11 protein-coding genes are annotated in these 13,187 nt (G+C 72.0%); 3 read left to right on the top strand and 8 right to left on the bottom strand.

What is annotated here, in order from left to right; translation table 11 throughout:
- Nucleotides 1-41: 41 nt before the first annotated feature.
- From AB0K18_RS00760 to AB0K18_RS00775, 4 genes are all read right to left on the bottom strand, one after another.
- A complete protein-coding gene (locus tag AB0K18_RS00760; RefSeq protein ID WP_364907900.1) occupies nt 42-1,550 on the bottom strand; it encodes a hypothetical protein in 1,509 nt (502 codons plus the stop codon).
- 119 nt (nt 1,551-1,669) lie between these two features.
- On the bottom strand, nt 1,670-2,248 hold the full coding sequence (locus AB0K18_RS00765; RefSeq protein WP_364907903.1) for a helix-turn-helix domain-containing protein: 579 nt from the start codon (nt 2,246-2,248) through the stop codon (nt 1,670-1,672).
- A gap of 81 nt (nt 2,249-2,329) precedes the next feature.
- The gene (locus AB0K18_RS00770) at nt 2,330-2,620 is read right to left on the bottom strand and encodes a DUF3817 domain-containing protein (protein WP_345400348.1); all 291 of its coding nucleotides are present in this window, start codon (nt 2,618-2,620) and stop codon (nt 2,330-2,332) included.
- Nucleotides 2,621-2,674: 54 nt separating this feature from the next.
- Nucleotides 2,675-3,985 (bottom strand): family 43 glycosylhydrolase, encoded by a 1,311-nt coding sequence (locus AB0K18_RS00775; RefSeq protein ID WP_364907905.1) that lies wholly within the window; start codon nt 3,983-3,985, stop codon nt 2,675-2,677.
- Between the two features lie 303 nt (nt 3,986-4,288).
- Between AB0K18_RS00775 and AB0K18_RS00780 the strand changes: the two genes are divergently transcribed.
- The gene (locus AB0K18_RS00780; RefSeq protein WP_364907908.1) at nt 4,289-5,740 is read left to right on the top strand and encodes a serine/threonine-protein kinase; all 1,452 of its coding nucleotides are present in this window, start codon (nt 4,289-4,291) and stop codon (nt 5,738-5,740) included.
- Nucleotides 5,741-5,744: 4 nt separating this feature from the next.
- On the opposite strand, the gene AB0K18_RS00785 is transcribed toward AB0K18_RS00780, so the two are convergent.
- From AB0K18_RS00785 to AB0K18_RS00800, 4 genes are all read right to left on the bottom strand, one after another.
- A complete protein-coding gene (locus AB0K18_RS00785; RefSeq protein ID WP_364909155.1) occupies nt 5,745-6,896 on the bottom strand; it encodes a magnesium and cobalt transport protein CorA in 1,152 nt (383 codons plus the stop codon).
- Nucleotides 6,897-7,127: 231 nt separating this feature from the next.
- Nucleotides 7,128-7,949: a DUF817 domain-containing protein gene (locus AB0K18_RS00790; protein WP_364907910.1), complete on the bottom strand. Its 822-nt coding sequence runs from the start codon at nt 7,947-7,949 to the stop codon at nt 7,128-7,130.
- Nucleotides 7,950-8,012: 63 nt separating this feature from the next.
- Nucleotides 8,013-9,179: a zinc-dependent alcohol dehydrogenase gene (locus AB0K18_RS00795; RefSeq protein ID WP_364909158.1), complete on the bottom strand. Its 1,167-nt coding sequence runs from the start codon at nt 9,177-9,179 to the stop codon at nt 8,013-8,015.
- An 87-nt stretch (nt 9,180-9,266) separates the two neighbouring features.
- Complete coding sequence (locus tag AB0K18_RS00800; protein ID WP_364907913.1) at nt 9,267-9,719, bottom strand: hypothetical protein; 453 nt, start codon at nt 9,717-9,719, stop codon at nt 9,267-9,269.
- 235 nt (nt 9,720-9,954) lie between these two features.
- On the opposite strand from AB0K18_RS00800, the gene AB0K18_RS00805 reads away from it, so the two are divergent.
- Nucleotides 9,955-11,673 (top strand): ubiquinol-cytochrome c reductase cytochrome b subunit, encoded by a 1,719-nt coding sequence (locus tag AB0K18_RS00805; protein WP_364907915.1) that lies wholly within the window; start codon nt 9,955-9,957, stop codon nt 11,671-11,673.
- A 148-nt stretch (nt 11,674-11,821) separates the two neighbouring features.
- A complete protein-coding gene (locus AB0K18_RS00810; RefSeq protein ID WP_364907918.1) occupies nt 11,822-13,045 on the top strand; it encodes a site-2 protease family protein in 1,224 nt (407 codons plus the stop codon).
- Nucleotides 13,046-13,187 lie beyond the last annotated feature (142 nt).

Raw genomic sequence — 13,187 nt, forward strand, 5'->3', positions numbered from 1 at the left:
TCGGAAGCGGGTCACGGGGTCAGCAGCGGGGCCGGAAGCGGTTACGGGGTCAGCAGCCCCCAGTACGCCGCCCACGGCACCAGCAGCAGCGCCCCTGACAGCAGCACGCCCCGCCGGAAACCGCCCCGCCGGAAACCGGACCGCCGGGCGCCGAACGCGCTCACCACGCCCGCGACCACGGTCAGCGCCGTGAGGAGTTGCAGCGCCAGCCACCACGGAGGCCGTCCGAGCACCGCCGCGTCCACCTCCGTGGCGCCCGTCATGACGACGGACCCCAGGTAGAGGAGCGTTCCGACCAGCACGGCCGTCCCGCCGGCGGCCACCACCCTGGGCGCCCACCGCACCACGGTTCCCCGGTCGTCGCCCGCCCGGCCGCGCACGCGGCGTACGGCGCCGCCGATCCCGTAGCAGGCGAACGCCGCGAGCATCGCCGCGAACACCGCCACGTGCAGGACCGGCGACTCGTGCCAGGCGGGCGCCGCGACCGGCCGGCTGGCGAACGGCTGGGCGGGCGGCGGGTCGGCGGAGACGGCCGGGGGACCGGCGGCGAGGCCCTTGACCCAGGAGGCGACCGTGTCGACGTACCCGGGCGCGAACCCGGAGCCCCGGGTGAAGCCGTCGTGGCTCGCCCGCAGGTCGTGGTCGGCGTCGCGGACGACCTTCAGCGCGTAGTGCCCGTGGCCGCCGCGCTGCAGCGCCTGACGGAAGATCGCCAGGCTTTCCCCGGGCGCGGTGGAGCGGTCGTGCTCGGCGAAGACGGCGAGCAGCGGCCGGCGGACGCGGACGAGGTTCGCGACGGGGTCGTTGCCGGTGTCGCCGAACAGGCCGGCCGCCATGAGCACCCGGCTGAGCCGTGTGCCGATCGGGTCGATCAGCCGCTCGGCGACGCCCGTGTGCGCGAGGTGGGCGCGGTTGCTCCACAGCTGCGTGCGATCAGGACGCAGGGCGCTCGCCCCCACCGTGACCACGAACGCGACCGCGTCCGCGCGGGCGGCGGCCAGCGGGACGACCCAGCCGCCCTGGCTGTGCCCCCACAGCCCCGCCTGCCGGGGATCGACCTCGGGGCGGCGGCGCAGCAGGTCCAGGGCGGCGAGCGCGTCCGTGGCGAGGTCGTCGAACGAGGTGGTCGCCCGCGAGTAGCCGGCCCGCTTGTCGTAGACGAGCGTGACGACCCCGGCCCTGGCGAACGCCTCCGCCTCCGGCCGGTACTCGGTCCGCGACGTGCCCCCCGACCCGGCGACCAGCACCATCGCGGGCAGCCCGCGGGCTCCGGCGGGGGCGAGCAGAGTGCCGTGCAACGTCCGGCCGTCGCTGGTGAAGCTCACGTCGGTGGCGGTCAGATCGGTGGCGGTCAGATCGGTGGCGGTCAGATCGGTGGCGGTCAGATCTGCGGTGGTCGGATCTGCGGTGGTCGGATCTGCGGTGGTCGGATCTGCGGTGGTCGGATCTGCGGTGGTCGGATAGGTGGCGGCGGCCTGGCGTACGGGCTGGAACAGCGTCAGCAGCGCGACCAGCAGCAGTAATCCGGCTGATTTGCGTACGGACAGCATGGAGTGCTCTCCTAACGAGGGAAGTTGTGAGCATCAGGAACTCGCCTGGTGGCGAGGCATCGCAGCTTTCGCAGAGCCCGGGTCGCCGAGTTGCCGCTCGGCGGCCCGGATCATCGTCGTCAGTCGTGTCGGCCGGTGGCGCCCTCCTCGGGGTCGGGGAACGCGACGAACCTGGTGTGCACGGTGCGCGCGCCGGGCGCGGCCTGGCCGTGCGGACGCTGATAGCGCTTGAGCAGCGCGAGATAGTCGGTGAAGAACGCCATCAGCTCGTCGAGGTCGACCGTGATGACCCCGCGTGAGAACGGCCGCGCGTCGGCCCACGGGCCCAGCTGGTCGCGCACCTCGTCCAGCCGGGCCAGCAACTCCTTGTCCTCGCCGAACCACACCTCGGCGAGCAGGTCGACGGCGTCGCGCATGGCGGGCTCCTGCGCGCCGCGCGGCTCGAAGCGTACGCTGCGGCGCGCCGAACGCCACCAGCGTTCCTTGCCGCGCGCCCGCTCCGGCACCTCCTCCACGAACCCGTGCTCGGCCAGGATCCGCAGGTTGTAGCTGGTGCCGCCGGTGGTGACGCCCAGGCGGGCGGCCAGGGTCGTGGAGGTGGCCTCGCCGAGCAGCTCCAGCTCCCTGAGTATGCGCTGCCGGAGCGGGTTGGCCAGCGCTTTGGCCGCGCCCAGGTCGGCCATGTCGTCTTCCGGCATACATGCATCATAAGTCGTGCACGACATTTCGTGCACACAGAAAATGCCCCCGGCCTCGGCGGACCGGGGGCAGGGCATGGGTCAGGCGGGTTGCGGGGTGCGGGCGGCCATGCGGCGCTCGAACCAGAGCGAGGTGAACGGCGGCACCGCGCACGCCAGCCCGAGCACGATCGCGCCGCGGCTCCAGCCCGCCTCCCGCGCCGAGAGCAGCACGCCGAGCCCGTACAGCACGAACAGGGCGCCGTGGATCGGCCCGAACACCTTGACGCCGAGCTCGCCGGTCTCGGTCACGTACTTGAAGAACATCCCGACCAGCAGGCCCGCCCACGAGCACGCCTCGGCCACCGCCGCGATCCGGAACCAGCGCAGCACTTTCGCCCCTTTCCTAGGTCCGCGTCACTCTACAGCCTGTAGAGCAAGGCCGGGTCAGCGGCCGTGGCGGCGCTGGACGTAGAGGCGGTTCCCGCGCGGCCCCGTCCACTCCAGCCGCACCACGCCGGCCACCGCCGCGTCGCCGACGCGGGACGGGTCGGCCCAGTGGCCGACGTTCGGGTTGCGGAAGAACGTGGCCCACAACCGTCCGGCGTGGTCGCGGAAGACGTTGTTGTGCCCGGCGCCGACGCCCAGCGTCCACCGCTTGGAGTACGGGCCCTCGAACCGGTCGGCTACGGCGATCACCGCGTCGTACTGGTACTGCGTCCGGCCCGCGCCGCCCGGGTCGTAGGCGTAGCGGGTGCTGCCGTCGGGGTTGGTGGAGGTGCGGTCCCAGGCGGCGTGCAGGAGGTAGTACTTGCCCTCGTGCTTGAAGACGTACGCGCCTTCGAGGTAGGGCTCCGGCGTGTACGGCTGCTGCTGGAACGCGGGCAGCCCCGTGGCCGGGACGATGTCCTCCATGTCGTCGCGGAGCTTGGCGTACAGGTGGTTGTGCAGCACCAGCCACGCGTCGCCGCCCTCGGTGTACAGGCTGCCGTCGATGTGGTGGTACGCGCCCGGCTCGATGAACTCGGGGCCGCCGACGAAGGACTCGCCGAACGGCTTGTCCAGGTTGCCCTCCGCGAGCCGGTAGGGCCCCTCGACCCCGCCCTCGCTCACCAGCAGGAACGAGCCCACCTTCCGGGAGTGGTCGCCCATGCAGGCCGCGATGTACCACTTGCCGCGGAAGTAGTGCACCTCCGGCGCCCACGCCTGGCCGCGCTTGCCGAACCTGTCGTCGGTCCAGTACTCCTGCCACGGTGCCACCACCGTGCGGCCCTCCCGGTTCTCGCCGGCGAACTCGGGCGACCACACCTTGCCCTTCTCCGCGTCCGGCCTGATGCGGGTGGTGTCCGCCAGCCGCCATGGGCCCTTCAGCGACGGCGCGGTCCACACGAAGATGCCGTCGTTCCAGGGGCCCGCCGCCTGCAGGCCGGGCACCCGCGTGGTGCCCGTCGCGACGTAGAGCGGGCGGCCGCGCACGCTGAAGCAGTTGACGTACGTGTCCCGCATCCACACCCGGCCCAGTTCCCTGTCGCGGGGGCGCAGTTCGAGCGGCAGCACGAACGAGTTGTCGTCCCTGGGCCACAGGTCGGGCCGGGTGTCCGCAACGCCGTACGGCTCCTGCTCCGGCCAGTTCGCGGGATAGCGTCCCGGCGCCGCCTGGGCCGCCGTCGCCGGCAGCGCCGCCGCCCCGGCCAGACCTGCCACGCCGGCCAGCAAGGCTCTCCGGCCGACCTGCGCGCCGTTGTCGGAACCAGTCATCAGTACGTCCTCCCACTGCGGTGATCCGCCGCGGCTCGCCGCGACCTGCCGGAGAGTCTGCCGAAGCCGCGCAAATTTCGTCAATAACCCGGAAGAAATCGGCTCCCGGGTTCCGGACGCTCGGAAACCCCGTACCGGATGGGGGATTCGGTGCGGAGAAGTGCTGTGGTGGGAAACCTTGCGGGCCCGCCCAGGCGTTGGAAGGGTGAACAACGCGGGGCGAAGGGCGGAGATGCGGGACAATGTCCCGTCCTGTACGGACGACCAGCGGCCAACGGGGGAACACGGAGGATGACGTCGAGGATGAGCACACAGGCGCAGGAACAACTCGGTCCCTACCGGGTGCTCAGGAAGATCGGCGAGGGCGGCATGGGGGTCGCCCACCTCGGTCTCGACGAGGCGGGACGGCACGTCGCGATCAAGGTGCTGCACCCGCACGTGGCCGCCGACCTCAAGGCGCGCGACCGCCTCTTCCGCGAGGTCGAGACCATGCGGCGGGTACGCAGCCGCTTCGTCGCCGAGGTGCTCGACGCCGAGCTGGCCGGGGGCCGGCCCTACGTCGTGACCCGCTTCGCCGACGGCCGCACGCTCGAGGACACCGTGCTGACCGGCGGCCCGCTGAGCCCGCACGACGTCGTCAGGCTCGCCCAGGGGCTGTGCCAGGCGCTGGTCGACATCCATGCGGCCGGGGTGATCCACCGCGACCTCAAGCCGTCCAACGTCATGATGGTCGACGGCGCGCCGCTGGTCATCGACTTCGGCATCGCGCACCTGGTCGACGCGGCCAGGCTGACCCAGACGGGGATGTTCGTCGGCACGCCCGGCTACCTCGCGCCCGAGATCATCCGCGAGTCGCTGGTCACCCAGGCGGCCGACGTGCACGCGCTCGCCTCGACGGTGTTCTTCGCCGCCACGGGTCTGCCGCCGTTCGGCACGGGGACGTTCGAGTCCGTCTGCTTCAACACCATGGAGGGCCGCTGGCAGGCCGAGCACGCCCCGGCGTGGCTGCGCGGCTGGCTGACCAGGGCGCTGACCCTCGACCCCACTGAGCGGCCCACCGCGCGCGAGCTGGCCCGCATGGCCGCCGAGCTCGACCCCGACGGCGGGAGCCCCCGCCCCGCCACGCGGGCCGACCGTACGCTCACCATGGACGCCGTCTCCGACCTGCTGCCGCCCGTCGCGTACGCCACGAGCGTCCACGAGCAGCGGCACCCCGGGACCACCGCGGCGGAGACCGTGCAGGACCCCCTGCCCGAGCCGCCGCGCCCCGCGCCGCCCGCCGAGCCGTTCGACCTGCGCAGGTTCATGAAGAGCAGCGGCTTCTCCGGCGTGCTCGTGCTGGTCATGCTGGCGGCGTTCACCGTGCTCGAGCCGGTCGCCGTCGGCCTGATCGCGGCCGGGCTCTCGCTGGCGCTGCGCGTCGCCGGCCACTTCCTCGACGAGGAGCGCGAAGACGTCACCAGGGCCGCGCTCGTGGCGGTCGGCCACCTGCTCCTGTCGCTGGCGTTCGGCCTCGTCGCCGGCACGCTCCTGAACATGACCGGCCTGCTGAGCGCCGGCCACGCCGAGTCGCTGGCGGCGGGGGTCTTCACGATCGGCCTGTTCGCGCTGCCCGGCGCCGGCCGGGTGCGCCGCGTCGCCTCCGGCGCCCTCGCCCGCGTGCTGCCCGGCAGCAGCGCGGTCGTGGTCAACACCGCGATCCTCGGCCCGATCGCGCTGATCACGGTGATCGTCGCCCTGACCCAGGGCCTGTAGGGGCTCAGAGCCAGTCGCGGCGCTTGAAGATCAGATAGAGGCTGAGGCAGGTCAGCGCCATCAGGCCGAGCGCGAAGGGATAGCCGTACGTCCAGCGCAGTTCGGGCATGCCGGGGGCCTCGAAGTTCATGCCGTAGACGGTGCCGATGAGGGTGGGCGCGAAGAGGATGGCGGCCCAGGAGGAGATCTTCTTGATCTCCTCGTTCTGGGCCAGGCTGGCCTCCGTCATGTGCTTGATCTCCTCGTTCTGCGCCTGCGTGACGAGGGTGGCGTTGACGGTGAGGATGTCGGCCAGCATCTGGCGGAACCCGTCGACCCGCTCGGCCACCGTGGTGGCGTGGTCGGCGACGTCGCGCAGGTAGCGCTGCAGCTCCTCCTCGGTGCCGTACTTGTCGAAGCCCGCCGTCAGGCCGTCGAGGATGGCCAGCAGCGGCCTGGTCGCCCGCTGGAACTCGATCACCTCGCGCGACAGCTCGTAGATGCGCCGCGAGACGCCCGGGTCGCCGCCGAAGACCTGGGTCTCGATCTCGTCGATGTCGTTCTGCAGGCCGGCGATGACGGGGGCGTAACCGTCGACGACATGGTCGAGGACGGCGTACAGGACGGCTTCCGAGCCGCGGGCGAGCAGCCCGGGGTCGGCCTCCATGCGGGCGCGCACCGGGTGCAGTGGGGGAGCGTTGCCGTGGCGGACGGTCAGCACGAAGTCGGGGCCGCAGAACAGGTGGATCTCGCCGAACTCCACCTCCTCCGCGGCGTCGTCGTAGCGGGCGGCGCGCAGCACCACGAACAGGGTGTCGCCGTAGCGCTCCAGCTTGGGCCGCTGGTGGGCGACGACGGCGTCCTCGATGGCCAGCTCGTGCAGCCCGAACTCCTCGCCGAGCTCCGCGAGGTGCGCCTCGTCGGGCTGGTAGAGGCCGATCCAGGCCATCGTGCCCGGCTCCTTGCGCAGGCGGGCGCGTACGTCGGCGGGCGACGACGGGCTGTCGAGGCGCCGGCCGTCGCGGTAGAGGGCGGCGTCGAGCACCTGCGCGCCGAGCTCACGCTCACCGGACGGGCGGCGGCCGCGCGGGTCCATCGACTGCTCGGGCGCGGGCTCTGCTTGGGCGGTGGCGGCGCGGCGGACGGGACGCAGAACGCGGGACCGCCAATCGGACATCATCAGGGACCTCCGGAAGGACTCAAGGGGCGACGACCCGGCCCGCGCGACGGAGGAGGCGCGCGGCGCTGCCGGGTGAAAGGGGGAAGTCGGCGGCTCAGTGAGTGCGACTAGGAGGTTGACTGCTCATGCAGCCTCACCTCCTCGCCCTGGGGCCACGGCGTGGTGGCATCCGGAAGAACCCGCTCAAGATACCGCACGCATGTGACGTGCGGATGGACGGTTCGTGTCTTACGAGGGCACGCGGCGCACCGGCGCCGCCCAGCCCCTCACCTGGCCGCGCGAGGCGGCGAGGTGCAGCCGTCCGCGGCTCGCCTGCCACGAGGCGACCATCACGAACGTGACGCTGACCAGCAGCGCCCACGCCCCGAACTTCGCGGGATGCACGAGATGCCAGGTCTCCTGCTGGTGCGGGTACTGCCAGGCGCCCAGGAAGGTGGCGATGTTCTCGGCCACCCACAGGAAGAAGCCGATGAGGGCGAGCGCCAGCGCCAGCGGCATCTGGTAGCGCCGGCCGCCCACCGTGAAGTGCACCACCGTGCCCCACGTGACGAGCAGCAGCGCGGCGGCCAGCGGGAGCCGCAGGTCGATCCAGTAGTGCTGGCTGACGAAGTTCACGTAGACGGCGAGCGCGACGAGGGTGGTCGGCACCGTACGGTAGTTCGCCAGCCGCAGCTCGAAGATCCGCCACGCCGAGCAGACGTAGCTGCCGACGGCCGCGTAGAGGAACCCGCTGTAGAGCGGCACCCCGCCGATCTTGGTGTAGGCGTCCTCGGGATAGCTCCACGAGCCGAGCCTTACCTTGATCAGCTCGAAGGCCAGCCCCACCAGGTGGAACGCGGCGATGACGGCGGTCTCCGCGCCGCTCTCCCAGCGGGTCAGGCGCAGCAGCGCGGTCATCGCGACGGCGTAGAGCAGCAGCGCGTCGTAACGCGGGATCGGCAGCGGCAGCACCGACGAGGCGGCGAGGCCCGCGAACATGGCGAGCGCGAACGTGCACGACCGCGCCTCCGCCCAGGCGAAGCGGAGCAGCTGGGTGACGAAGAATCTCACGCCTGTATCCGATGGCGGCTGCCACGCCGGAGTTCATGAGATTGTGTGAAATGTCGGTGCAGGTCACGGGCGGAAGACGGCGCGGACGCAGCCGTCCAGCTTGCGCTTGAACAGCTCGTAGCCCTTCGCGCCGTCGTCCAGGCTCATCGGATGCGTCAGCAGCGGGGAGGCGTCGATCTCGCCCCGGCCCATCCGCTCCAGGATCATCGGGATGTAGCGGTGGCCGTGCTGCTGGGCGCCGCGCATCGTCAGGCCCTTGTTCATCAGCGCGCCCATCGGGAACTTGTCGACCATCCCGACGTACACGCCGAGCACCGACACCGTGCCGCCCTTCCTGCACGCCTGCACCGCCTGGCGCAGCGCGAGACCCCGGTCGGTCTGCAGGCGCACCGCCTGCTTGGCGCGGTCGTAGGCGTACTGGGGGCCGGTGCCGTGGCTCTCCATGCCGACCGCCTCGATGCAGACGTCGGGGCCGCGCCCGCCGGTCAGCTCCTTGAGCGCGTCCAGCACGTCCGTCCGCTCGTAGTCGAGCGGCTCCGCGCCGAGCGCGGCGGCCATGCCGAGCCGCTCGGGGAAGCGGTCGATCGCGATCACCCGCTCGGCGCCCATGCGCAGGGACGCCAGCGCGGCCATCTGGCCCACCCCGCCGCAGCCCCACACGGCCACCACGTCACCCGGGCCCACCTGGCCGAGGTCCGCGCCCATCCACCCCGTCGGGACCGCGTCCGAGGCGAACACCGCGTTCGAGTCCGGGACGTTCTCCGGCACGGGGAAGGCGTTGACGTCGGCGTACGGGACCCGGACGTACTCGGCGTGGCTGCCCGCGAAGCCGCCCATGGCGTGGGAGTAGCCGAAGATGCCGGCGCTGGAGTGGCCGTTCAGCTTCTCCTGGAGGCCCGGGTTCGGGTTCGTGTTGTCGCACAGCGACCACAGGCCCTCCTGGCAGTAGTGGCAGCGGCCGCAGCCCAGGATCGAGCACACGGTGACGCGCTCGCCCACCCGGCGGTTCCGTACGTCCTGGCCGACCTCCACCACCTCGCCGACGAACTCGTGGCCCAGCACGTCGCCCTTCAGCATCGCGGGGACGTAGCCGTCCAGCAGGTGCAGGTCGGACCCGCACACCGAACTGGCCGTCACCTTGACCAGCGCGTCCTGCCGGTTGAGCAGCTTCGGCTCCGGCACGTCCTCGACCGCCACCTCGTTGACGCCCGTCCAGCACAACGCCCTCATCACGCCCTCCTCCTTCGCCCGCACGGCGCGCTCATCGTGCGCGCCTCCGCCGTTCTCCTTGAGGTTCTCTTCGCGCGCGCCGGGCGGTCACCGGGCTCCCCTTCGTGTGAGCCGGCGGATCGCCGGGCGGGCGGCGCGGCCGAGCGGGGTGCGGCGGCCCTCCGGCTGCCCCTCCACCACCAGCACCTCGCCGGTCTCCAGGAGCTGCTTGAGCGCCCGTACCTGCTCCCTGGCCGCGCCGTCGGCGGTGCGGACCGCGATCTCGGTGCCCCGGCCGCCCGGCGCCCGCGTGATGCGCACCTCGTGCCGCTCGGCCAGCCGGGCGAGCAGGTCCGGCCGTTCCCTGCCGGTCAGCTCGGCGGGGTCGACCGCGACGGTGACCGCGTACCAGGGGATGGTGGCCGGATGCCGGTTGCGCGACACCCGCCTGGCCGCCATCGCGGCCGCCCCTGCCACGGCCCCCGACACTGCCGCGCCCGCCAGGAGCAGCCCCCGCCGCCGGCGGCCTGTGCGCACCGTGATCGTGGATGTGGTTCCCATGGTTGCGCGGCTGCCCGTCACACCCATACGCAAACCGCCGATCGCCTCGCCCGCCCCCCGGCCCCGGGGCCGATGCGCTGCTCGGCGGGGAAGTCCTTGCTGGCGCTTGTGTTTTCGTGGAGGAGATCGGGGGCAGCCGCCTTACCAGTTGCCCCGGCGGTTCCAGCGTGGGGGCAGGCGATCACGGGGGCCTGGGATCGTCCTGCCGGGGCCGCGGCTATGGGGGAGGCCATCGATGGAGACACCGCCGAAGCTCATCAGCGGGCCGGCCAGGTTCCTTGACGACCGCATCGGCGGCGCGAACTTCCTCAAGCGCAACCTGCGCAAGATCTTCCCCGACCACTGGTCGTTCCTGCTGGGCGAGATCGCGCTCTACACGTTCATCATCCTGCTGCTGACCGGGACGTTCCTCACCTTCTGGTTCCGTCCCAGCATGGGCCACGTCATCTACGACGGCCCTTACGCGCCGCTGCTCGGCGTGCAGATGTCCGAGGCGTACGCGTCCACGCTGGAGATCAGCTTCGAGGTGCGCGGCGGCCTGCTGATACGGCAGATCCACCACTGGGCGGCCCTGCTGTTCGTGGCCAGCCTGGTCGTCCACATGCTGCGGGTGTTCTTCACCGGCGCCTACCGCAAGCCGCGCGAGATCAACTGGCTGATCGGCATCGGCCTGTTCACGCTGTCGCTGTTCGAGGGCCTGACCGGCTACTCGCTGCCCGACGACCTGCTGTCAGGCGCCGGGCTGCGGATCACGCAGGGCGTGCTGCAGTCGATCCCGCTGGTCGGCACGTACCTGTCGTTCTTCCTCTTCAACGGCGAGTATCCCGGCGAGACCGTCATCGAACGCTTCTACGCCCTGCACATCCTGCTCATCCCCGGCATCCTGCTCGCGCTCATCACCGCCCACCTCGTCCTGATGTGGGTGCAGAAGCACACTCAGATGCCGGGCAAGGGACGTACCGAGCGGAACGTGGTGGGCGCGCCGCTGCTGCCCGCCTTCATGGGCAAGTCGGGTGCGTACCTGCTGTTCACGCTCGCAGTGGTGTGCGGGCTCGCGACGTTCGCGCAGATCAACCCCATCTGGCTGTTCGGCCCCTACACACCGGCCGACATCTCCGCCGGCTCCCAGCCCGACTGGTACATGGGCTTCCTGGAGGGCTCGCTGCGCCTCATGCCCCCCTGGGAGATCAACCTGTTCGGCACCGCCGGCGGGACGCTGCCGCTCAGCGTCCTCATCCCGGCCCTCGTGCCCCTCGGTCTGATCATCACCGGGCTCGTGCTCTTCCCGTTCCTGGAACAGTGGGTCACCGGCGACCGGCGCGAGCACCACATCGCCGACCGGCCGCGCAACAACCCGCACCGCACCGCCATCGGCATCTCCGCCATCACCTTCTACGGGGTGCTGTGGCTGCTCGGCGCCAACGACCTGGTCGCCGCCAACTTCCACGTCAGCCTCAACTGGACGACGTACATCGGGCGCGCGCTCATCTTCATCGCCCCCGCGCTGGCGTACTGGATCACCTACCGCATCTGCCTCGGCCTGCAGCGCTCCGACGCCGCCGTGGCCTCGCACGGCGTCGAGTCGGGGGTCATCCAGCGACTGCCGCACGGGGAGTTCATCGAGGTGCACACGAAACCGTCGGACGACATCGAGGCGCACGTACAGGGCAAGACCCCCGTCCCGATGCTGCCGTCCGCGCCGGACGGGGACGGGGTGCCGCCCGAGGTGGCGCGCGGGCCGCTCGGCCGGCTCAGGGTGAAGATGAGCCGGGCGTACGGGGGCGAGAAGATCCGGCTGGGCGCCGGGCACGGGGACGGGCACGGGGACGGGCACGGCCCTCATGGCGACGGGCACGGGCACGGGGACGGGCACGGGCACGGGGACGGGCACGGCACCGACCTCGACGACCGCGACAGCCCCCCACCCGCCAGGACCGGCCCGCCAGAACGCTGACCCTCCAGCGACCCGCGTCCGGACGCGGGTCGCTGCCTGCGGCCTTCGCGCGGGGCCCGTCTTTGCGCCGGGGTCTCGTTTTGCGGGGCAGGTGACCTGCGGCGGACTGAGGGTAAGTGACGGCGACAGCCTTCTCGCGGGAGGGAAGATGCGCTCCTCGATTCCTCTTGGCCGCGTCGCCGGAGTCCGGGTCGGGCTCAACATCAGCGTGCTGGTCATCGTCGTCATCCTGGTCGCGGGGCTGGCGTTCGGGCGGTTCCCGGTCGTCTTCCCCGGCCACTCTCCGGCGGTCTACCTGCTGGCCGGGCTGGTCGCCGCCGTCCTGTTCATGGTTTCGCTGCTCGCCCACGAGCTGGCCCACGCGGTGACCGCGCGCCGCCACGGCATCGAGGTGTCGCAGATCACCCTGTGGCTGCTCGGCGGCGTCGCCGAACTGCGCGGCGAGCCGCGTACGCCGGGCGCCGACCTGAAGATCGCGGTCGTGGGGCCGCTGATGAGCCTCCTGGTCGGCGTGGTGTCGGCGGTCGTCGCGGTGCTCGCCGGCGCCGTGACGGGGGTGCCGCTGCTGGCCGGCATCTTCTGGTACCTGGCCGGGGTGAACGTCCTGCTGGCCATCTTCAACCTCATCCCGGCCGCGCCGCTCGACGGCGGACGGGTGCTGCGGGCCGCCCTGTGGGCGCGCTGGGGCGACCGTACGCGGGCGGCCGTCGCCGCGGCCCGCGCCGGCCGGGTCTTCGGGTACGTGCTCATCGCCCTCGGCTTCCTCCAGATCGTCACCGGGCTCGGGTTCCAGGGGCTGTGGCTGGTCCTCATCGGCCTGTTCCTGGTGAATGCCGCCACCGCCGAGGAACAGCAGACCCAGCTCGGCAACGCCCTGTACGGGCTGCGCGTCGGCGACGTCATGTCCGGCAGGCCCGTCACCGCCCATCCCGAGGAGACCGTGGCGGGGCTGATCGACCGGGTGGTCATGCGGCACCGGCTGTCGACGTACCCGCTGGTGGACAGGCTCGGCGTGTTCACCGGGCTGGTCACGCTGAACCGCATCCGCCGGGTGCCTCCCGAAGCCCGCGCGGCCACCCGGCTGGGCGACATCGCCTGCCCGCCGCACGAGGTGCCCCAGGCGCGTCCTGACGAGCCGCTGACGGACCTGCTCGGCCGCATGGACGGCTGCGCGGACGGCCGTGCCGTCGTCCTCGACCCCGACGGGCACCTCGTCGGCCTGATCACGCCCAGCGACATCAGCCGGGTGGTCGCCACGGCCGGCCTGCGCGCCACGGACCCCTACCTGGGGCCGCGCGGCGCCGACGTCGCCGTACCGCACCAGCGCCGCGAGGACGACGCCCGCGTCCGCCATCCCCACGACACCACCTGACGCCCTCCCCGCGCACCCCGTCCGGCTATTCGGGCGGGGTGTAGCCGTATTCCTGGAGGCGGGAGCGGGCCAGGTCGCGCTCTTCTTCGCCGAACAGCGGGGCGAACCTCGCCTCCAGCACCACGCGCGTCGAATGACAGGG

This window comes from Nonomuraea sp. NPDC049421 (genome assembly GCF_040677005.1).
Lineage (GTDB): Bacteria > Actinomycetota > Actinomycetes > Streptosporangiales > Streptosporangiaceae > Nonomuraea > Nonomuraea salmonea.